General features: G+C 41.3%; 20 protein-coding genes. 12 read left to right on the plus strand and 8 right to left on the minus strand.

All coding sequences use genetic code 11. The features are described from left to right. The first annotated feature begins 124 nt into the window (after positions 1–124). The gene (locus UCH003_RS11915) at positions 125–472 is read left to right on the plus strand and encodes a hypothetical protein (protein WP_060826668.1); all 348 of its coding nucleotides are present in this window, start codon (positions 125–127) and stop codon (positions 470–472) included. Here the strand turns inward: UCH003_RS11915 and UCH003_RS11920 are convergent. After that, a complete protein-coding gene (locus UCH003_RS11920) occupies positions 469–831 on the minus strand; it encodes a hypothetical protein (RefSeq protein WP_060826669.1) in 363 nt (120 codons plus the stop codon). The genes UCH003_RS11915 and UCH003_RS11920 overlap by 4 nt on opposite strands. Positions 832–916: 85 nt before the next feature. After that, on the minus strand, positions 917–2,737 hold the full coding sequence (locus UCH003_RS11925; protein WP_060826670.1) for a PhoX family protein: 1,821 nt from the start codon (positions 2,735–2,737) through the stop codon (positions 917–919). Positions 2,738–2,898: 161 nt separating this feature from the next. Between UCH003_RS11925 and UCH003_RS11930 the strand changes: the two genes are divergently transcribed. From UCH003_RS11930 to UCH003_RS11970, 9 genes are all read left to right on the plus strand, one after another. Continuing rightward, entirely contained in the window at positions 2,899–4,647 is a 1,749-nt protein-coding gene (locus tag UCH003_RS11930) for a hypothetical protein (RefSeq protein ID WP_060826671.1), read from the plus strand. Between the two features lie 88 nt (positions 4,648–4,735). Then, positions 4,736–5,314, plus strand: coding sequence for a DJ-1/PfpI family protein (locus UCH003_RS11935; protein ID WP_197653517.1), 579 nt, complete (start codon positions 4,736–4,738; stop codon positions 5,312–5,314). Between the two features lie 90 nt (positions 5,315–5,404). Beyond that, the gene (locus tag UCH003_RS11940; protein ID WP_060826673.1) at positions 5,405–6,007 is read left to right on the plus strand and encodes a DJ-1/PfpI family protein; all 603 of its coding nucleotides are present in this window, start codon (positions 5,405–5,407) and stop codon (positions 6,005–6,007) included. Positions 6,008–6,074: 67 nt separating this feature from the next. Beyond that, positions 6,075–7,202, plus strand: coding sequence for a Fic family protein (locus tag UCH003_RS11945; RefSeq protein ID WP_060826674.1), 1,128 nt, complete (start codon positions 6,075–6,077; stop codon positions 7,200–7,202). Between the two features lie 35 nt (positions 7,203–7,237). Continuing rightward, positions 7,238–8,122, plus strand: a complete 885-nt coding sequence (locus UCH003_RS11950; protein ID WP_060826675.1) for a helix-turn-helix transcriptional regulator — start codon at positions 7,238–7,240, stop codon at positions 8,120–8,122. 56 nt (positions 8,123–8,178) lie between these two features. Beyond that, the gene (locus tag UCH003_RS11955) at positions 8,179–8,445 is read left to right on the plus strand and encodes a hypothetical protein (RefSeq protein WP_060826676.1); all 267 of its coding nucleotides are present in this window, start codon (positions 8,179–8,181) and stop codon (positions 8,443–8,445) included. A gap of 115 nt (positions 8,446–8,560) precedes the next feature. After that, the gene (locus UCH003_RS11960) at positions 8,561–10,885 is read left to right on the plus strand and encodes a dynamin family protein (protein ID WP_060826677.1); all 2,325 of its coding nucleotides are present in this window, start codon (positions 8,561–8,563) and stop codon (positions 10,883–10,885) included. Then, positions 10,882–11,871, plus strand: coding sequence for a hypothetical protein (locus tag UCH003_RS11965; protein WP_060826678.1), 990 nt, complete (start codon positions 10,882–10,884; stop codon positions 11,869–11,871). Before UCH003_RS11960 ends, UCH003_RS11965 begins: the two co-directional genes overlap by 4 nt. A gap of 4 nt (positions 11,872–11,875) precedes the next feature. Continuing rightward, positions 11,876–12,889: a patatin-like phospholipase family protein gene (locus tag UCH003_RS11970; protein WP_060826679.1), complete on the plus strand. Its 1,014-nt coding sequence runs from the start codon at positions 11,876–11,878 to the stop codon at positions 12,887–12,889. 245 nt (positions 12,890–13,134) lie between these two features. On the opposite strand, the gene UCH003_RS11980 is transcribed toward UCH003_RS11970, so the two are convergent. From UCH003_RS11980 to UCH003_RS12005, 5 genes are all read right to left on the minus strand, one after another. After that, positions 13,135–14,253, minus strand: coding sequence for an HP0729 family protein (locus UCH003_RS11980; RefSeq protein ID WP_060826681.1), 1,119 nt, complete (start codon positions 14,251–14,253; stop codon positions 13,135–13,137). A 316-nt stretch (positions 14,254–14,569) separates the two neighbouring features. Then, positions 14,570–15,319, minus strand: a complete 750-nt coding sequence (locus UCH003_RS11990) for a hypothetical protein (protein ID WP_231964779.1) — start codon at positions 15,317–15,319, stop codon at positions 14,570–14,572. A 37-nt stretch (positions 15,320–15,356) separates the two neighbouring features. Next, the gene (locus UCH003_RS11995) at positions 15,357–15,545 is read right to left on the minus strand and encodes a hypothetical protein (RefSeq protein WP_060826684.1); all 189 of its coding nucleotides are present in this window, start codon (positions 15,543–15,545) and stop codon (positions 15,357–15,359) included. 165 nt (positions 15,546–15,710) lie between these two features. Further along, complete coding sequence (locus UCH003_RS12000) at positions 15,711–16,475, minus strand: dimethylarginine dimethylaminohydrolase family protein (protein ID WP_060826685.1); 765 nt, start codon at positions 16,473–16,475, stop codon at positions 15,711–15,713. Beyond that, positions 16,475–17,386: a hypothetical protein gene (locus UCH003_RS12005; protein ID WP_060826686.1), complete on the minus strand. Its 912-nt coding sequence runs from the start codon at positions 17,384–17,386 to the stop codon at positions 16,475–16,477. The genes UCH003_RS12000 and UCH003_RS12005 overlap by 1 nt, the downstream gene beginning before the upstream one ends. 119 nt (positions 17,387–17,505) lie before the next feature. Between UCH003_RS12005 and UCH003_RS12010 the strand changes: the two genes are divergently transcribed. Both UCH003_RS12010 and UCH003_RS12015 read left to right on the plus strand, forming a co-directional pair. Next, the gene (locus tag UCH003_RS12010; RefSeq protein WP_060826687.1) at positions 17,506–19,866 is read left to right on the plus strand and encodes a phosphoketolase family protein; all 2,361 of its coding nucleotides are present in this window, start codon (positions 17,506–17,508) and stop codon (positions 19,864–19,866) included. Positions 19,867–20,031: 165 nt separating this feature from the next. Next, complete coding sequence (locus tag UCH003_RS12015) at positions 20,032–20,598, plus strand: toxin-antitoxin system YwqK family antitoxin (protein WP_060826688.1); 567 nt, start codon at positions 20,032–20,034, stop codon at positions 20,596–20,598. Here UCH003_RS12015 and UCH003_RS12020 read toward each other — a convergent pair. After that, positions 20,593–21,522 (minus strand): malate dehydrogenase, encoded by a 930-nt coding sequence (locus UCH003_RS12020; RefSeq protein ID WP_060826689.1) that lies wholly within the window; start codon positions 21,520–21,522, stop codon positions 20,593–20,595. The two genes, UCH003_RS12015 and UCH003_RS12020, sit on opposite strands and share 6 nt — an antisense overlap. Between the last annotated feature and the right edge of the window lie 23 nt (positions 21,523–21,545).

The following is a 21,545-nucleotide window of genomic DNA, read 5'->3' on the forward strand; positions in this document are numbered from 1 at the left end:
GGCATTTTTTGAGATTCGCTTATAATTGTACCGAAAAAGAGAGAAATTTAAAGCGTGCCGTTTTGCTATCGTATTTTACGAAAGGTTTTGCTAGAATCATTGCTAAAAACATCAAGGAAAAACTATGAAACGTTTATGTCTAATGATGACTATTTTCTTTCTTCTCAACGCCTATGCCGCGCCTAAGACGAAAGAAGTCGAGGTGCCTAGAACGGCGTATCAAGATATTTATAAATATTACGTCCTTGAAGAAAGCAAGAAAGCTACTAATTTTCAAGTGATTTATAAACGCGTGGGTGCAAGCTCGTTTGACTACGGTATCGTCGAAATCAATTGCGCGGGAAAAGTGATTCGCTTGCTCGGGAAAAGTGTCAAATCCGTACGCGACATCAATACCGACAATCCTTCTCCTTGGATCGCGCCTCCGCTTAGAACGATCGAATCGGATATGATCGCTTACGTTTGCCGTTAAGAGAGCAGTTGTTGTAAAAGCGGTTTCATTTGAGCGTAATCGTCACGTTTGCTAAACGCTTCCATCAGTTGCATTTTTGCCGCATACACCTGTGAATCAAAATAGGTCATAGACGTACCAAAATCAAGTCCGCTTATGCCCAATGCATGCATGGCTTCCCAAACTTCAGGAGTACTGAAAGCCTGCGTCGTTTTTTCGACCGCAAGACGGCTTAGCCACGCGTTATCGCCTTTGTTCGCACCCGTCGAATCGTAGTGCAATAAAAAGTCTTCAAAGCTTGCATCTTCGCCTTTGACGGAAGTGTAAAGTGCATAACTTGCACCCGCGTACGGGTCAATCTCGAAAAGTCGGCTGTCCATGATGTGCTCCTTGTTCTTCGTTAAAAGCAAGCAAAAAACATACCTTTTCAAGCCTCAGGGAAACGACTCCCCGAGGCTTCGGATCTTATTCAAACGCCGGGAACGGTCCTACGACGCCGACCCACGACTCAATGTCTTGCGGCGAGCTTTTTTTGTCTTTATCGCTCTCGCCGTAAGGATGTTGCACGACCGCAGTCAAATAAGCGTTCCCACCGATGTTAGGGTACCAAAACGGAGAGGTCGTTTCAGAACCGTAAGGGGTTGTAAAAATACGCGTTAGCTTCTTCGTTTCGACGTTATACGCCCACATGTAATCGATTTGGCGTAGATTCGTATCTTCTCCGATAATGAGAAGGTTGGAGTTTTTGATAAACGTCAGATTGTCCGGCTCGGCAATCGCGTCGACGGAGCATTTATTGCCCTCGTAATCGCTCCCTTTAGGATAGGTCTTCATTTCGCCCATCACTTCGCCGACAAAAGTCGTCGCGACCATCGCACTCGCAAGCGGCGCACCGTTTGCGTCTTTTTGTCCGGAGGCAATATCTAAACGGTAAACCCCGCCGCAGTCGTTACGCGGAAGTTTGATGTGATTTCCGCCGCCTTGGTCGTACTTATCGCTTGCTTCACCGCTTTTTTTGTAGTCTTCCATCCCGTAAAGTACGCGGCTAATCGCGATATAGAGCTGATTGGTTTTTGGATTGAACGTAATGCCCTCTTTTTTATTGAACTCCGTCGTCACACCGAGGTATGCCGCGTAACGTCGCGCTTCGAGGCGTGAAGCGGCTATTTCCATACCTTCTTTGAGTTTCAAACATTCAAAACCCCATGAAGTATTGACGGAACGAAAATCCGCCGGACATTTGCCGTTCATGTCTTTGGCGACTTCAAACATAGCGTCGATGGAGAGCTTTTTATCGACGTAACTTCTGATTTGGGCGTCGCTTGCATGTCCAAGATTGATCCACGTAAGGTTAAAAGCACCTCCGTTGCGATCGCTTTTTTGTTCCAACTTTGCCGAATAAAGCGTTCCGGCACTAAGATCTTTGGGCTGATCGGCAATAAACATAAACAATGCGCCGTTCACGCCGTCATCGGTTAGGTAGACGGTTTTTTCATCGGGCATAACGTAACCTAACTCATGCGCAAAGCGTCCCATCGCATAGTGCTTGACGTATTTCGTGTCGCCTTTGTCGCTGGTGATGGTCACTTCGGGCATCCAACCCCAGTAGTAAGGATTGAGTGCTTTTTCGCCTTCTTTAAAGTAGAGCGTGAAGTTAAAGTAGTATTCGTCTTTAGCTAAAGCTCTCGCGTTAGGTTCATACTCTTCGCTACCGAGATGGCTTCCCCACGGCGTTTTCATACCTGCACAGTGAACCCAACCGCCGTAATAATCTGCTTGGGAAATCAGGCTGGTTGCAACGGCTTTTAACCCGCCCTCAGCCGTTTTTTCGAGTCTGGAAATGTACATCGCGCCCGGTCCGCATTCAAATTGGGTAATCGCGTACAATTGTCCGTTGCGTTCATGCAAGGTCGTATGATCGGGGCCTGAACCGTCTTTACTCGTTTTACAGACGAAAGGGCTTCCGTCTTTGTGGTTGATCGGCACACCCGCTTCATTTTTGATTTGACCGAAAATCTCGGTTGTTTTGCCGTCTAAACTCGGTAAAACTTGACCTGTTCGAGCAATCGTATGCCAACCGATTTTATAACTTTTGCCGTTAATCGTCACCTCTTCGGAGGTTAGGATTTGCCTTTTTTGCGCATCGCTAATCGGTGCGTCGACGGATTTGAACGCAACATCGTTCAAGGATTGCGACGAGACGGAGGGTTGAGTCGTGCTACAGGCCGTGAAAACCAAGCCGAGCAACGCCGCACCGGTAACGCTTTTTAAAACGGTGTAAGCCATAGTTTTTTCCTTTCAATCGTAATTAAAGTCTACTGCGTAATCTTAAAATCAATTCATTACGGCTCTATTACAAACGTGTGACATTTTACAGTCTCAAAGACGTAATCAAATCGAAACCCTTGCACTTTATAATGAAGCCATCCCAATACAAGAGCGACACGATGCTAAAACCATCTCTTTTTTTAAGCACTTTTTGCGCACTTCTACTGACTGCCGACGAGGTCGATCTAAAAAACACGCACCTTGTCAACGAAACGGCGTATATTACAAGCCAGTGTTACACAAAAACCGAGGACGAACACCACAAAAATATCCTGCACAACCCCTGTTTTAGTTGCCATATTAAAAATAAAATTCCCAATTACACGCTTTACGACGACGATTTACAACTTGCTTACGACTTTCCTTCTTCCGCACTGAAAAACCCGTGGACCAATCTCTTTTTAGACCGAAGCGAAGCGGTGCGTAACATCACCGATGAAGAAATCTTGCGCTACGTCAGGGAAGACAACTACCGAAGAAACGGTCAAATCATTTTGAAAGAAAAGCTCACGCATCTCCCTTCGGCTTGGGACGCCGACGATAACGGCGTTTGGGACGGGTATATTCCCGATTGTTATTTTACGTTCGATCACGAAGGTTTTGATAAAGACCCAAGCGGTGCGTACACGGGTTGGAGGGCGTTTGCTTATTACCCTTTTTTAGGAACGTTTTGGCCGACAAACGGTAGTACCGACGACGTGATGATTCGCCTCGATTCGCCTTTTAGGCAAGACGAAAACGGAAGGTTTAATAAAGAAGTTTACACGCTCAATCTTTTGATCGTCGAAGCGTTAATCAAACAAAAAAGCCTTGCGATCGACCCCGTAGACGAAAGACGTTACGGCGTCGATTTGAACCAAAACGGCATTCTCGATACCGCACGTGAAATCGTCTTTCGCTGGGAACAACCGACGTACGACGCTACCGCGATGAAACTTTCCAACTTTAGCATGAGTTACGTCGGCAAAGCCAAAGCCTTATTGGAGTCCAACGACTACCTCATCGCGCCGGGGCTTTACCCGAAAAATACGGAATTTCTCCACTCCGTTCGCTACATCGACGTCAATCCCAAAGGCGAAATCGTCTTAGCTCCCCGCATGAAAGAGCTGCGCTACGCCAAAAAGCTCTTTTGGTATCCTTACTTTCAGCTCTCAAATGCCGGAATGGAAGAGGTCAAGGAGAAAGAAAGCTCTCCCGATAACGTCGACAAGTACGTCGGGAACATCGAAACGGGTCTGAACAACAAACTCGGTTGGTACTATCAAGGGTTCATCGAAGATGCCCGAGGTGAACTACGCCCACAAAGTTATGAAGAGACGCTTTTTTGCATGGGATGTCATAGCAATATCGGAGCGATTGCCGATAGTACCTTTGTGTTTCAACGAAAATTCGAAAAAGGAACGTATCAAAACGGGTGGTACCATTGGAGTCAAAAAGGGTTTAAAAATATTCGCGATCGTATGCTACCTAACGGCGAAAGCGAGTACGTCCGCTACCTCAAAAACAACAACGCCGGCGACGAATTTAGAGACAATCGCGAGATTATGGAGAAGTTTTTCGTCAAAGGATGGGAAAAAGACGAAGCGAACGTTCAAAAAGAGTTGCTCGCCAAGCTCGAAAACCAAGACGTGCGCCTAGACGCATTTTGGAAGCTCAAAAAAGAGGCGATCAAACGCTTGCAAAACGATATATCGTACCTACTTTTACCCTCTCTCCCCCGTGCGCTAACGCTCGATAAAGCTTACAAGATCATTGTCGAAGAACAAAGTTTTCGCTACGGTCGAGACGCACATGTCACACCCGTAACCAACGTGCATCGGGAAGTAAAATCCAAACAAATGACGCACCTTGAAAAAATAGAGCAATGAAGGTTATTTTGGATTAAACGGCAAATAAAATCTTTTCATTGATAAAAATTGGTTATAATCTAATCACTATCACTTTAAAGGAGACATCATGGCAAAGAAGATTTTGTTTATCGTCGGAGATTTCGTAGAGGACTACGAGATTATGGTGCCTTTCCAAGCATTAGCGGCCGTAGGTCATCACGTTACCGCCGTTTGCCCTCACAAGAAAGCGGGCGAATTCGTGCGTACCGCCGTGCATGATTTTGAGGGAGACCAAACCTACAGCGAAAAACCCGGTCACAACTTTACCCTTAACGGTACGTTTGATGCGATCCATGCCGCCGATTTTGACGCTTTGGTCATTCCAGGAGGCAGAGCACCCGAATACCTACGGCTCGATGCAAACGTCTTGGAACTCGTGCGTCATTTTGCCGCATCCAATAAACCCATCGCCGCGATCTGCCACGGTGCGCAACTCTTAGCCGCCGCCGATGTTTTGGGCGGAAAAAGTTGCTCGGCGTATCCCGCGTGCGCTCCTGAAGTTACCAAAGCGGGAGGCACGTACGCGTCCATCGAAGTAACCGAAGCCGCAGTCGACGGCAATCTCGTCACAGCACCCGCTTGGCCCGCCCATCCGCAATGGATCGCCAAATTTTTAGAGGTTTTAGGTACGAAAATCACCTTGTAATCTTTACATGTAAGAAAAGAGAAGGCGTCTCTTTTCTTACACAACGACGTTGAAGCATCTCGCAAGTAACAATAAAAGGAGAAAACCGGTATGTTACGTATAGGCATTTATATCTTCGATCAGGTCGAAGTGCTCGATTTTGCCGGACCGTTTGAGGTTTTTACGACGGCGACGCGCGTGTTTTTAAAGCATGAAAAAGGCACAAACGCTCCTTTTGAAGTCGTCACGATCGCACGTACGAAAGCGGCGATTCGCGCACGCGCGGGATTGGTTATTGCTCCCGATTTTACGATCGAGAACCACCCGAAACTCGATGCGCTCTTGATTCCCGGCGGCGTCGTGGACGAAGAACTCAAAAGCCAAGCGTTGCGCGAGTGGATTCAAACCGTCGTACCGACGACGAAACTCAGTGCTTCCGTTTGCACGGGTGCTTTTTTATTAGCCCATGCGGGATTGCTTGAAGGGAAAAAAGCGACCACGCATTGGGAAGACATCGATGATTTAAAAGCGATGTTTCCCAACACGAACGTCGTCGAAAATGTCCGATGGGTCGATGAAGGGCATATCGTCACATCTGCGGGTATCTCTGCGGGCATCGATATGAGCTTGCATTTGGTGCGTCGCCTTGTCGATAACGATTTAGCCGAAAAAACGGCACGCCAGTTGGAATTCGACTGGACGCAAAACGGATAACAGCACTAAAGCACACCATTTATGGTATGATTATGCCGTCTAATCATACCAATTTGGAAGAACTACCATGAAACGATGGATCTGGCAATACGAAAACTATCCACACTTTACCTATCAATTTGAAAAGCTAGAATATTTACTTCAAAAAATTGCCATGGAGCAAGGCTATCTACTAGCACTTTCGCAAACACTCAGCCAAGATACTATTCTTCAACGGCAATGTGATGCCTTGCTCAATGAAACATTGAGTACTGCTGCCATTGAAGGAGAGATACTCAATAGAGATAGCGTTAAAGCATCCATCGCTAAAAAATTTGGATTGAGAGAGATTGACGATAAAAAGATTATTGATTCAACAGATAATCTTGTTTCAATCCTTATTGATGCCAATACCAACTATGATAAAGCCTTAACCTTAGAGAGACTCTTTGGATGGCACAATGCACTCTTTCCTAAAGGGTACAGTGGCTTACGTAAAATCAATACGGCTTCTTTGAGAGGTGAAGAGACGATGCAAATCGTTGGTGGCTCAATGGGCAAAGAAATTGTCTATTATGAAGCACCGCCTCGTGATAGACTAGAACAAGAGATGCAACGTTTCTTAGAGTGGTTTAATAGTGAAAAACCAAGCCTTATTAAAGCTTGTATTGCTCATCTATGGTTTGTTATTATTCACCCTTTTGACGATGGTAATGGAAGGATCACACGAGCTATTACCGATTTAGTGCTCTCCAATATTGAAAATTCTAAAATATCACGGCTTTACTCGATGTCAAGTACAATTAATGAGCATAGAAAAGCTTACTATACAGCCCTTGAAAATACAACGGGGTATATTCAAAAAAAAGATAATCACCTTGACATTACACTGTGGTGCGAGTGGTTTTTAACTACCCTCTATCAAGCCCTATTGGATGCCAAGAGCAAACTCAATCATATTGTGTTTAAAACACAGTTTTGGGATAAGCATAGAGAGCAACCATTGAATGCTAGACAGATCAAAGTATTGAACTTCATTTTAGATATAGGGATAGAAAATTTCAAAGGGAATTTGAGTAAGAAAAAATACATGAGCATTGCCGATACTGCTTCAACCACAGCATCAAGGGATATTGCAGAATTATTGGAGTTTGGGTGTATTGAGCAGATTGAAGGGACGGCGGGTAGGAATGTGAGTTATAAAATTGTGATGTAATTATCTGTAAAAAAAGACTAAAAAGAGATACCAGTATGTTGAAAAAAGCACATGATAAGATTGCTGCGAGATTAGCACAAATTATTTCTAAACTTAACAATGGCGAGCGTTTTACACAGCAAGAGTTGATTGAAGAATTTAACGTAGATATTAGGACTATACAACGTGATCTACATGAGAGATTAATATCTCTACCGATAGAAAAGAATAATGGCTATTATTCTCTTGCAAGCTATGCACTTGGTAAATTAACGATGCGAGATATACAAAATTTTGCAATTCTTAGTGGCATTCAATCGTTATATCCTGCCTTGGATCAAAAGTTTATGAGTGATTTGCTATCGATCAAATTAAATACCTCTTATTTGGTTAAACACCAAGGATTTGAAGATATTTCTAATAAGCGAGATATCTTTGAGCAAATCAGTGGAGCAATAGTTCGTCACAGCCCCATTGTTTTTCAATACAAAGAAAAACAACGAAAAGTTAACCCCTATAAGTTAGTTAATAACAATGGAATATGGTATCTTCTAGCAGATGAAAATGATCAACTTAAAAACTATACATTCTCAAAAATTAAACAGATGGAGTGGGATTTTCAAGAAGAGTTTACTCCTAACAAAGCGTTTTTAGAACTCATCGCTAAAAATGATACCAATTGGTTCTCAAACCAAACGATAGAAGTCATTTTGGAGATTAAACAAGAAGCAATGGAATATTTTTTACGCAAAGAAACATTGCCTAATAAGAAAATTTTAGAACAAACACCTTCTAACCTCATCCTTTCTACGAATGTCTCCTACGATGATGAGATACTACGTATTGTCAAATACTGGATACCCTACATCAAAATACAATCCCCAAGTTATTTACAAGAAAAATTATCAATCATTCTACAAGAGTATTTAAAAACGACATAACCTGTCATATGCTTGAGGCATTCTTCTATAAATAAAATTGTTTATAGGAGGATGTTATGTTACCTTTACTTATTGGAGGTGTTGCTCTTGCTGCAACAGGTTATGGCATTAAAAAATACTTTGAGAGCGATGAGAACTGTGAAAAAGCCCAAGAAGCAATTTTTAAAGGGTGTGAATTACTAGATGACTTGAGTGAAAAGTCTGAGCGATTTTTCGATGGCATCAATCAATGTGTTGAAGAGTATTTTGAAGAAAAAGAAGATGAAAAAGCGTTAGAAGAAGATGACATTGAAGGCACAGATTCAGAGGTGCATCATGAATAGAAACATTCTATTTCAACTTTGTGTGTAAAAACATAAAGATTTTAATTTTTCTTAACACCATTTATGTTCTAATACTTTCATCGTATAGACTATACAAGTTTTTTAAAGGCATAGTATGCATAGCAAAAATATAACTCGCATTCAAAATGAAACATTGAAAATTTTAGAAGAAACTCAAACCATTCTTCCAAAAACCCAAGAACTCGAAGCATTGTATAAAGAAGTTTTGAACAATGAAAAACTAAAACTCAATCATTTAGAATATGTTATTGCCGTTGTAGGAACTGTCAAAGCGGGCAAATCAACAACAATCAACGCTATTGTAGGGAAAGAAGTCCTACCCCATCGAACAGAAGCTATGACAACATTGCCAACCCTTATTACGCATGCGTTGGGACAGATTGAACCTATTTTGAAACTCCCTAAAATAGAACCATTGAAAATGTTACTGACTGCTATAAAACAAAAGCTACATGAAGATATAAAAAGCAATTTTTTAAAGACGGATGAAGGTAAAGAATTTATACAAAATACTATAAAGTCAGATTTTGCATTTTTAGCAACTTACCAAGGAGAAAAACGTATTTTTGAGTTTTTAAAGACTCTAAACGATATGATGAGAGCCGCAAAAGAATTAGACCTACAACCCCCTTTTAAAGAGTTTGAAAATGTTGATCAACTCCCTCGTATTGAAGTAGAATTTAAGTACCTAAAAGATCAAGAAGCCATTTCTCATGCGAAATTATCTCTTTTAGATACACCTGGAACCAATGAGTATCAACACTCAGAATATCTCAACGAAATTCTAACAGCACAATTAAAAAAAGCATCATCTGTTGTTTTAGTCATCAACTACCCACAAATAAGCAGTCAGGAAAGCGGAGAGCTTCGAGAACGCTTTAGTCAAACGGTTGATTTTGTGGGTAAAGAAAATATGTTTGTTTTTGGCAATCAACTTGATAATGTAAAAAAAGACGAAGCAGATCCAGAAAAAATAAAGCATAATATTGCTGAAAATAAGTTAGATGGCAATATTAGCAAAGATCATGTCTTCCCAATATCTGCGAAAAGAGCTTTTTTCGCACAATTAGGACTGATTGAACTTGAAAAAAATAAAACGTTAGATTTATTATTACCATGGATTGAAGATTTTGGAGAAACCGTTATCGGACCAAGATGGAAAAAATATATCGATGATAGAGAAGAAGTCAAAGAAGCATGTCATGAAGTATGGAAAGATTCTTTGTTTGAAACACCGCTAAAAGCGGTTATCGCTAACGCACATGTCAAAGCTTCGCTTCATTCGATTAAAGGTACGTTAAATAAACTGGCACAAATTACCAACGAACTCCAAAATAGTTTTAAAGTACAAGAAAATGCCCTTAGCGAGACTATTGAAAAGCTAAAACACGATATCGAGACCTTGAAAAATGATATTGAAAAGATGAAAGAAATCTCTCAACATCTTACACACGAAGTCGATACCCACTTAAAAGAGATCAAAAGTGAACTCAATGCATTGCTAGAACATGAACTTAACAATGCCTCACACACAATTATGGCTATTTTTGATCAACAAGAAGACAAGCTCCTTTTAGAAAATAAAGAGAAGGATAAAAAAGTAAATCTTTACAACAACAACTTTTTTGCGAGTCTATTGCGACAAAAGTCCGAAACTTTTCCTGAACGTATAAAAGAGCTAAAAGAGAGCGGAACCCTAAAGTTTTATTCTAAAGAAGATGCTCATGAATTTAAAAGTAGCATTGTAGAAATTTCACAACAACATACACTCAACATTATCGAAGCTATAGAGCAAAAATTTGCTGAGAAGTCAGGTGTGTTGATTGAAAATATTAATCATTTGATTAACTCCAACCTTGGTGATTTACTTAATGCTATAAAAACCAATTTAGGAACCAACATCAACCTAGAATTTCCACATATTGTATTCAAAACCAATGATCTTAATGTTAAAAGAGGTTTTGATGGGATTATTCATACAGAATCCGAACAAAGAAGTAGGAAAGTTGAAGCAGATTATTTTGGATCGTCAATCACACGAGCAATTGATTTTTTTGATTACGAATGGGGCTACGAAAGGGAAGACTATACAGAGGAAAATATAAGTATTCGTAAAAATGACTTAGAAAAAGCGCTTCACGCACTTTTTGAAAAGATTTCAAAGAGTGTTCAAGAGAATAGCCACACAATTTATACCAATACCATTAGTGTAGAAGCAAAAAAATTATTGGATAATCTGATCTTTGAAATAGAAAACTATCGAGCAGAAAAGCTTACTATTGCAGAAAAGCGTAAAGCTGATGCAATTGACACCCAAAAAGAGATTATGTTGGCACGGCTTTTACAAGCTATTACTGTAAGACTCCAAAAAAGAGTGGAGACAGTGCAAAGCATTTTAAAAGAAACGAGTCGTGCATGAGTAAAAAGTATAAAATAGTACAAGCGTTTAACCTACCCGTTGAATATGAAACATTAGAACAGATAGAAGAAACACATAACTATATTAGCGATAAACTGATTCTTGATGCTGTCAATGGTGTCAATGTCGTTGCTAGGGATTTACATGAAGTCAGTAAATTAAGACAATCTTGGTTGCAAAGAACTACAGATACACTATTTGGAAATTCCAAAAAGAGACAAGACTTAATTAATGAAAATCTCATTGAAGGACTTAATGCTTGTAGCCAATGGCTACAAGATCATGATCAGCATATTTCACGCATTGACCATAAAATCAGTATCGTTGCTAGTGAACTTAGTAGAACACAAGATGAAATTCTCAAATTTTATGCACAACATCAAACATTGAAAAGTAGAGTTACTGAGTTAAAGGAAGTCTTTTTTGAATTTGAAACAAGCACCAAGCAGCAAATTTCTTACTTAAGAGATTATATTAGAAATATTGATATTAGAACCCAAGCTATGGATGCATTAGATTTAGAAATTTCAAGGCTTACTGCAAATAAATATGATACTCTAGCACTTCCTTTACAAATATATACGGCACTCGATAATATCAAAAGTGGCTATGGTGGAATGTATTATGATTCTCTTACCAATGAAAAAGAAAAAAAGGAATTTCAAGAACGCATAGCGAATGAATTTATCACTCATTTTAAATCAAAATGTGATTTAGACAGTTATATGGATTATGAACAATTAGCAGAAAAAATCAGCACATTGCAACCTATTCAGAAAGACTCTTTAGCGTTTATTAGTACGCAACATTACAACACTATGATCACAAATAATGGGTACCCAGAAGCAACTGATTTAGTAAGCATTATGACTTCATATGAAAAAAATGTTGCACTACAAGAAGTTGATAAAAAATCAAATATAGCAAATTTTATCACTTATAATGATTATCTTACAGTGACACTTCAAGAACATTTGAAAGCATAAAGCCATGGAAATGAAAAAAACAAAATTGGGCATCGTTCTTTCAGGTGGTGGCGCAAAAGGTGCTTATGAAGCAGGCTTCCTCAAAGCGCTGTCTGAACTCAATATACAACCAGATGCACTCGCAGGAACAAGTATAGGAGCATTGAATGGCTCGGTGTATGCGGCACAAAAAGATACCAAAAATGTTGCCAAAATGCTTGAAGATATTTGGCACGATATGGCTTCATCAGAAGCATTGAAATTTGACAAGAAAAAAGCCTTTTTAAATATCGTAGAAGTCATAGCATTTTTTTCTCCTTTGGCTCCTGTTCATAGGGTTGTCAAAACAACTACTACTATCTTGAGAGGATGTCGAAGTCAAGAAGGTGTACTAACAACAGAGCCAGCAGAAAATATTTTAGAGAAATATGCACCTGTAGAGAAACTGCTAAAAGGATTACCTTTTTATGTAGGTGTTACTGAATCATCAGGAAACATGATCGATACGCTAAGATTTCTAGGCTTATCTCATTCGGGTATAACCGATTATATTAAAGTGCAATCTTTAAATACAGAAGATATGTACAAAATTATTTTGGCATCTGCGGCACTTCCACTACTGTTTGATGCCGTTACAGTCAATGGTAAAAATTATAGAGATGGTTGTTTAAGTTCTTTAGATAATGCAGGGGGAAACACACCAATAAAACCGTTGGTAGAGAATGAACAATGTACGCACATAATCATATGTCATTTGGATCATGGAAGCTACTTTAATCGTCATGAATGGAAAAATGTCAACATCATTGAGATTCGCCCTACATTTGGGACGTTTTCGTCAGATTTAGATCCGCTACGTTTTAGCATCGATAAAATAGATCTTTGGATTGAACAGGGGTATAAAGATGCAGTAAAAATTCTTAAAGACACATTTGCTGCTTTAAATGGTAAATATGAAAGAATTACTTCTGAATATCGTTCCGATCAAGCCATCCAAAGCTTAATCAATAAAAAATTTTCAATACCCGATGATTATTAAGTTTTACACAATAGCATGTATCTTGATTTTTTTCTGAAAGCTATTATTCTTTTGGTTGGGGTCTATTGGTTAACGAAGAGTTTCTCCTATCAAATGAGTTTCCTAGGGATACCAAAAAAGCTATGGAGTTTCATAATAATGGTGGGATTTTTCTTTATCCCACCACCCCTTCAAGCAATCATAATCATTATAGTAAGTGCTACTTTTTTGATTAAAATGATTAATGAAAAATTTTTCACGAAACCTTAATTTATTTTTTGACTCAATTCTTTTGTTCTTATTTTTACAATTTCTAAGATCATGCTCTCGCAACAAACTCCAATAACTTTTTCTCTTAATGTTCTAACTTCTTCAAAAGAAGGTGCTCTGCCATGAACTGTTTCATTTCGTATATCTTGAATCACATTGATATAATAAGGCACGCTTTTTGAGATATAAAATTTTAGCTGTTTTGAACAATACCTCTCTAAACAGTCTTGAATCAGTTCATGTCTTAGAAGAAATTTATATGCACCTAAGTTAGATTTATTGTTGAATAAATCTTTGGTAAGATATTCATGTCCTTGGACGTTATAAGTAATTTTAAAAATTTTATTTTCATATTGTGATAAATACTGAAATAAATATTTGGTAAATATGTAAATTTCTTGTTCCATTGTTTTAGAGTATTTAACAATTACACTACTAAAATCATAAAGCGGGTTGGTACAATTTTTTTGGTATTCTATTTCAGCCGAGATGATATTATTCATTGTATCAGGATGCATAAAATTCACATATTGTGAGCCAAAACTGTATTTTACTAAATTGTCTTTAATCTCTAAAAACTCTTTAGATTTGTAAACATTTGGATAGTATCTATCATTTTTATCTTGATTGGCAAAATAATCCGTTTCATGTTTCATATCCACAATGAGCGGATAGACATAGCTGTTGCCATAGATCGCATAGGTATGATTTCGGAAATTTGGTGTAGTGAAATTCGCTAAATAGTTATCTCTTACGGACTCAAAATCATTTCTAACTAACTCTCTTATGTCCTTAATGACAAACCATTGTTCTACCTCAAGTTCCTTATCTTTATAGTAACTAGGGGCAAGATGAGACATGTCTGCGCTTGTTACTTCAGTCACTTTTGCAACAAAAAGACTTGAATAGTCCGTTAAAAAAAGCTGTAAATATTTAGAATCATTTGTAAAAGCATAGATCTCATTGAGTTCGTCTAAAAATTCATTTTCTACTACTTTTATCTTCGATTTTATCTTTCCAAAAGCTACCGTCTCTTTATCGATAAGTACTTTTAAATGTTGTTCTATAACATCACTTTGATAGTATGGATTATAAAGGATGACTAAATTATTCATTTGAAAATACTTATAAAGAGATCAAAGGCATTGATCTCTTTATGTTCCATTTTTGTTTGGCATTTTGGACAAATGTTCATCATATCAAGTAGACTTAATGCGTCACTTTTTGGCTTTACCACTTTTGAATATCCACATTGTGGACATACAAATTTAAAAGGTCTAGGTTGTATCATGGGCTATTCCTCTCTTTGGATTTATTGACATTATAGAATCAGTATTTTATAGTAATTATAAATTTATTTTGAATTGCTTCATATCCTTGAAAAAATAGAATAATCTATTAATATTCAAATGAATTATTCAGCAAGAATAATTATTGAAAGGTATAAGCAAAATTCCCTAAATTTGTTTTGATAGCAGCATCTAATAATGTGCTACATGTTGGAGAAGATACTAAAGGTATGGTTTTTTCCTCACCATAAACCATCTGTTTTTTTAGTTTATCGAGTCCATATGAAGTCACTTTGCAATTACCTTTATTGACGATGAGCTCTTGTATTGAAATAGGCTTTTCGCTTAATGAGACTAAATGAACTACTGGTACAGTTATAGGAACATTCCCTATACTTGTTTTTTCATAATGTACACTGACTTTGAATAACGACTTTGTTGCTTGCTGCGGTGCATTTTGTTGTGATATTGGGTTATTCTCGATCTCATCATAAGCAGTACATGTTTGCGCTATGTCTGATAGCTTTTCAGAGTTATTTGGCTCAAATTTTTTGTTGTTGATTGTGATGGATTTGGATTTAGGAAGAGAATAAATAAAATTTCCCCATGCTGTTTTATCGCCATTTGTACTTGTGGCATCAATACTGGTTGGAACCGTCATTTTAGTGGTATTAACACCAATGGAAACTGCTTGACCAAGTTTGATTTCATTTCGTTTTTCATCTCTTAAGTATAAAAATCCCCCTTGATCATTACACTCTATGAGCAACTGATTGTTCTCTTTATCGTTGATGGCATATGTGGATGTTCCACCCATTGCCCAGCCGGTTTCCCAAGGCGTAGCAGCCAAACAGTTAAACCCTACAATAGATAAAACTACCATTTTTTTCATTAGCATCAGATGCTCCTTATCGTTAGATTTTTGTACTTTACTTGTCTATGTTTTGTTTGTTATCTAAAGCTTGTTTAATTGCCTCGTAACTTAATGAATCATCGTTTTGATTATTTTCAGAAGAGGAATTTATTTCTGATTCAATCGTCGATATGTCTTTTTTGAATTTTTTCAGAATATATCCAGCAATCAGGATAAAAATACTTCCTATAATGATTGAAATCATCGAGGCTCGACCTTCTTCCAAATGTTATGGAAGAAGTGTATCGAGAGTGTCTGACAGGTTGTGTCGCGGTAGTAAGAAATTTATTCAATGTATCACTAAAGATTTAGAACTTCAACCCTAAATCCCTACATGTAAGAAACCAAAATCCTTTTCTTTTCAACCACCTCAACCGTTAAACGGTACACTCATACATGTAAGCCCCGCTTCGGCTTTGACAAATTCAGTGATGTCGCAGGAGTCGACGTTGTAGCCGAGTGATTTTACAAGGGCGATGCTTTTGGGGAAGGCTTCGTTCATACAAAGGACGTCGCCTATTTTAAGGACGTTTGCGCCGAAAGGTTCATCCTCTGGCACGGCGATTTGCGTAAAACCTTCAAAGGCATTAGCGTCCACCCACGCGGCGTTGATCAGTACGGTTTTGTCATCGAGCGCGGTGCATCCGGTTTTGAGGTGCAAACACCCCGTGACGTTGACAGGAATGACGCTGTAGCCGTAAGGTTTGATGATGGACTCCAAGGCTTGGATGCCTTCCTTATTCGTGCGAGGCGAAAGTCCTACGAAAATTTTCTTGCCGACTTTAAGCACGTCGCCGCCTTCGATTTTGGCGGGAAGTTCGATGCGTCTAACCGTGCGATACTTCGCAAAAACTCGTGCCATCGCTTCGCTCTCTTTTCTTCGCGACGCCACGCCCATGGAGGTCAAAACGGCGATCTCGTCAAAGACGATAACAGGGTCTTCTACAAAGACGCTGTCGGGACAATCTTGATTTTCGTCCAAAACGACGACGGTTGCGCCGCATCGCTCCAACATCGCGCAATACGCCGCGTGCTGGGCGGTCGCTTTTAGCATATCGATCGATTCGCTTTGTAAAAACGTGAGTTCACAGTTTTGCAGTTTTGGGGAGGGTAGGTGCGTTATGGCGTAAAGCATTAAAAAAACTCCAATTCTTCTTCATCGTTCGAAGGCGTGAGCAGCATCTCAAATTGAATAATGCTCGAAAAAAGCGATGCGTCGAGATAGTGAATATCCACGGCGGTTTTTTCTTTCAACACCGCGTCCGTCCACGCGATTAAATCCTCGACGATCGCGTTTAATATCACCAAAATTTTCTTGTGATCGCCGTGCGTTTCCAACAAAGGCATATGCGCTGACAATAACGTAGAAAGCTTCGAGAGGGTAAATCCCAAGTCGCGAAATTCCATATTTTTTTCCAAAACGGCGGCATAGGATTGAAATCGTTCGTTGACATGTAAGAAATACGCCTCATCATGCGCAATCGTTTCGTCTTGTACGCTTTGAGCAAGATCGTCGCAACTTTCCAAGATATCTTCAATATCCAACTCGTCGATGCTACCCTCGGCACAAAAATCAACGGCGCTTATTTTCACCGCGTCTTCGTAGTGCATCTTTTGCATATCCGAAGAGAGCACTTCCGAATCGTAGATGAAAAACTCCTCTTTGCTTTCGTTTTCTTTGGCAAACGATTCGTAAACGAACTGCTCGATGCTCTCTATATTTTTTCCGAAGCGGTCTTCGTTTTCGAAATGCTTTTGGTTCCACTCTTTGCACAACGTAAAATAGAGCGAATAAAACTCTCTTAGGTTTTCAACCGGAATAAACTTCTCTTTATGCCTGAGCGCACCCTCTTGGATGTAAGCCCGCGCTCTTTTGAGATTCGCGTAAATATAAACGGTCAACTTCGACACGGCAAGATTATGAACTTTGGCGACTTCGGGGTCTAAAAGATACTCCGAAAGCCTCGGATCTTCGATAATAAATTTTTCAAAAGGTAAAACGACGTCGTCTACCAATGCCTCAAGATTTTTCCTGCTAATTCCCATGCCAACCCTTTCCGTTTAAATCAAAAAAAGCATTGTAGCATAGCTTTAAAGCCTCACGCTCTTTTTCTTTTAAGCCGAATCGAAGTAGCATACAGACGCGTGAACATAAAGGAGATACGATGAACGAGTACGAGCTTTCCTTATCCGAAGTTGAAGCTATCGACGCGTATTGGCGTGCGGCAAATTACCTTTCTGTGGGACAAATTTACCTTTTGGACAACCCGCTTTTAAAAGAGCCTTTAGCGTCAAAGCATATCAAACCGCGCCTTTTGGGGCATTGGGGGACGACGCCGGGGCTCAATTTTATCTACGCACATATGAACCGGCTGATCCTCAAATACGACCTTAACGTCCTGTTTATCGCAGGTCCAGGACACGGAGGCCCCGCCCTCGTCGCCAATACCTATTTGGAAGGCACGTACAGTGAATTTTATCCCGATATTACCCGTGACGAAAAGGGACTTCAAAAGCTCTTTAAACAGTTTTCCTTTCCCGGAGGCATTCCCAGCCACGCCTCACCCGAAACGCCCGGTTCCATTCACGAAGGGGGCGAATTGGGTTATGCGCTTTCGCATGCCTACGGAGCGGTTTTCGACAATCCCGATCTGATCGCGTGTTGCGTGGTCGGCGACGGCGAAGCGGAGACGGGAGCCTTAGCGACCGCATGGCACTCGAACAAATTTTTAAACCCCAAACGCGACGGTGCCGTTCTTCCGATCTTACATCTCAACGGCTACAAAATCGCCAATCCGACCATTTTGGCGCGCATCTCGCACGATGAACTTGAAAAGCTTTTTATCGGCTACGGGTACGAGCCTTTTTTCGTTGAAGGCGACGAGCCTATGAGCATGCATCAAAAAATGGCGCACATCCTCGAAACCGTTACGCTAAAAATTAAAACGATTCAGCATGAAGCACGAAACGAAGGCAAAACGGCGCGTCCTATGTGGCCTATGATCGTGCTCAAAACGCCCAAAGGCTGGAGCGGTCCCAAAGAAGTGGACGGACTTCCAACCGAAGGGTCGTGGCGTTCGCATCAAGTCCCGCTTGCCAATCTCGATCACAATCCCGAACACATCGCTCTTCTTGAACGCTGGCTCAAAAGCTATCGCCCCGAAGAGCTTTTCGACGAAAACGGCACGCTCGTAGCAAAACTTGCCGCCTTAGCCCCCAAAGCCAAGCGACGCATGGGAGCCAATCCGCACGCCAACGGCGGCTTACTTTTAAAACCTTTAGCCCTGCCTCCTTTTAAAGATTACGGCGTTTCCATCGACGCGCACGGTACGACGACCGCCGAATCTACCCGCGTTTTAGGCAACTTTTTACGTGACGTTATGCAAGGCAATTCCGACACGTTTCGCGTTTTCGGCCCCGATGAGACGGCATCGAACCGTCTCAGTGCCCTCTTTGAAGTTACCGAACGCACATGGATGGCGGAACGCCTCGACACCGACGATCATTTAGCACCGCACGGACGGGTGATGGAGATACTCTCCGAACATACATGTCAAGGGTGGCTTGAGGGCTATTTGCTCACGGGAAGGCACGGTTTTTTCTCATGTTACGAAGCGTTTATTCACATTATCGACTCAATGTTCAACCAACACGCCAAATGGCTAAAAGTCACGAGCCGCGAAATTGCGTGGCGCAAACCCGTCGCATCGCTGAACTACCTTTTGAGCTCACACGTCTGGCGACAAGACCACAACGGCTTTTCGCACCAAGACCCCGGATTTATCGACGTCGTCGTCAATAAAAAAGCGTACATCGTCAACGTTTACTTTCCGCCCGACGCCAACACGCTCTTACATGTCGCCGCGCGTTGCTTAAGCAGTTACGATGCCATCAACGTCATCGTCGCCGGAAAACAACCCGAATTGCAATGGCTGGGCATCGAAGAAGCGGTGCTTCATTGCGAAAAAGGAATGGACGTTTGGGCGTGGGCTAGCAACGACGCCAACCAAACGCCCGACGTCGTGATGGCGTGTTGCGGAGACGTTCCTACCTTAGAGACGCTTGCCGCCGTGACGCTTTTACGCACGCTTGTACCGGAATTGATCGTACGCGTGGTCAATATCGTCGATTTGATGTGCCTGCAAAAAGAGCATCCTCACGGTTTTAGCGACGAGGCGTTCGATGCGCTTTTCCTCAAAGACGTACCGTGCATCTTCGCGTATCACGGCTATCCGTGGTTGATTCACCGCCTAACGTACAAAAGAGCGTTTCACGACCACTTACATGTCAGAGGCTACAAAGAAGAGGGAACGACCACAACGCCTTTTGATATGGTCGTTTTAAACGATATGGATCGGTTTCATTTGGTCATGGACGTCATGGAACGCGTCGATAAAATGCACCCTTACGCCGAAACAATCAAAGCGTCGATGCACGAAAAGCTGACATGTCATAAAGAGTACATCCAAACCTACGGTCAAGATATGCCCGAAATCCGAGAATGGCAATGGAAACCTTACCTTTAATAGATAAAGCACCGAAGGTGCGTGGGCACTCTGCCGAAGAGAACCCAGTGTTAACGTAGTCTTTGGAGCTTAGCTCTAAAGGCGTGTCAAAAGTTTTTGCGTTTTTGCAAGAACTTTAATGTTATATGCTACGATACGTTCTTCAAAACACGTCAAGGATACACGATGAGATCTATGTTTATACTGCTTTTTGCCTTTTTAACGCTCTTTGCCGCCGACAAAAGTTACGAATACGGCGATTTGGAAGAGCGACACGACGGCCTTTTAATCGAGGTTAAAACCCACAACCTTGCCAACGGCATAGGGAAATTTTACTACGCTTCGGGAAAACTCCGCGGTGAAACGCCCTTTAAAGACGGTAAACGCGAAGGAATGGGAAAAACGTATTACGAAAGCGGCGAATTACAAGGCGAAGCACCTTTTAAAAACGACGTGATCGAAGGTGTTAAAAAGAGCTATTTTACCTCCGGACGCCTCCAAAGCGAAACGCCGTTTCAAAACGACCAAGCCGAAGGAATCGCCACCTTGTACTACGAGTCGGGAAAAATCCAAAGCCAAACGCCTTTTCATGCCAATAAAGCCGAGGGCGTCGCCAAGCTTTTTGACGAAAACGGTAAGCTGTCTTACGAAGTTACGTTTGAGCACAGCGTCGCGATCAAAGGTTTTGCTTACGATGCCAAAGGCTCCAAAACCCCGATGAGCGAAAACGAACTCAAAACCGTCGGTCTATAAAACCGTGCGCGCCAACGCTTGCATAGTTTTTGCGCTGACATGTAAGGCTTCAAGCTCTTCGGGGAGGAGCTTGTAGTTTAATATTTTCGTAGCACCCTTTCGCGTCATGACGACCGGCACGTTGAGTACGACGTCGGTCAAACCGTACTCTCCTTGCAAATAAACCCCCAAAGGAAGCACCGAATGTTCGTCGTTGGCAATCGCGCGAATAATGCGAAACACGCTTGCGGCAGTACTGTGGTTGGTGTTGCCTTTATGTTTGAAAACCTCAAATCCAGCGTTAATCACGTCTTGATAAATCTGCGCGCGATCGAGTAAGGCTAAACCGTTGAGTTCGCAAAACGTATCGACGTCTAGCCCGCAAATATTGCAAATACTCCACGGAAGCGTGCTTCCTTTGCCGTGTTCGCCCAAAATATAGCCGTTGATATTTTTAGGATCGATACCTACTTTTTTGCTCACGATTTTCATAAAACGTGCCGTATCGACCAACGTTCCGGCACTGATCAACCGCTCTTTAGGATACAATCCCTCTTTATAAGCGATGTGCGTTAAGACGTCGACGGGATTCGTGACCATAATGACGATCGCTTGCGGCGCATACATGTAGAGTTCGCGAATGATTTTTTGAATCAGCGCGGCGTTTTCACCCAAAAGCTCGTCCCTGCTTTGTCCCTCTTTGAGCGTAATGCCCGCCGTAACGACGATAACGTCGCAATGCGCGCAATCGACGTAATCGCCGCTATGCAAATGCGTATTGCGGGCATAGGTAAACGACTCGACGAACGAAAAATCCGCTACTTCGCCTTGTGCTTTTTCTTGGTTACGATTGACCAAAACGATCTCGCTCGTACTGCCTAACGTTAAGAGGTAATTAACCAATTCGACGCCCACGCCGCCCGCTCCGATAATTCCAACACGCATCTTTTGTTCCTTGATGAAAATGG

Source organism: Sulfurospirillum cavolei, from assembly GCF_001548055.1.
Taxonomy (GTDB): Bacteria; Campylobacterota; Campylobacteria; order Campylobacterales; family Sulfurospirillaceae; genus Sulfurospirillum.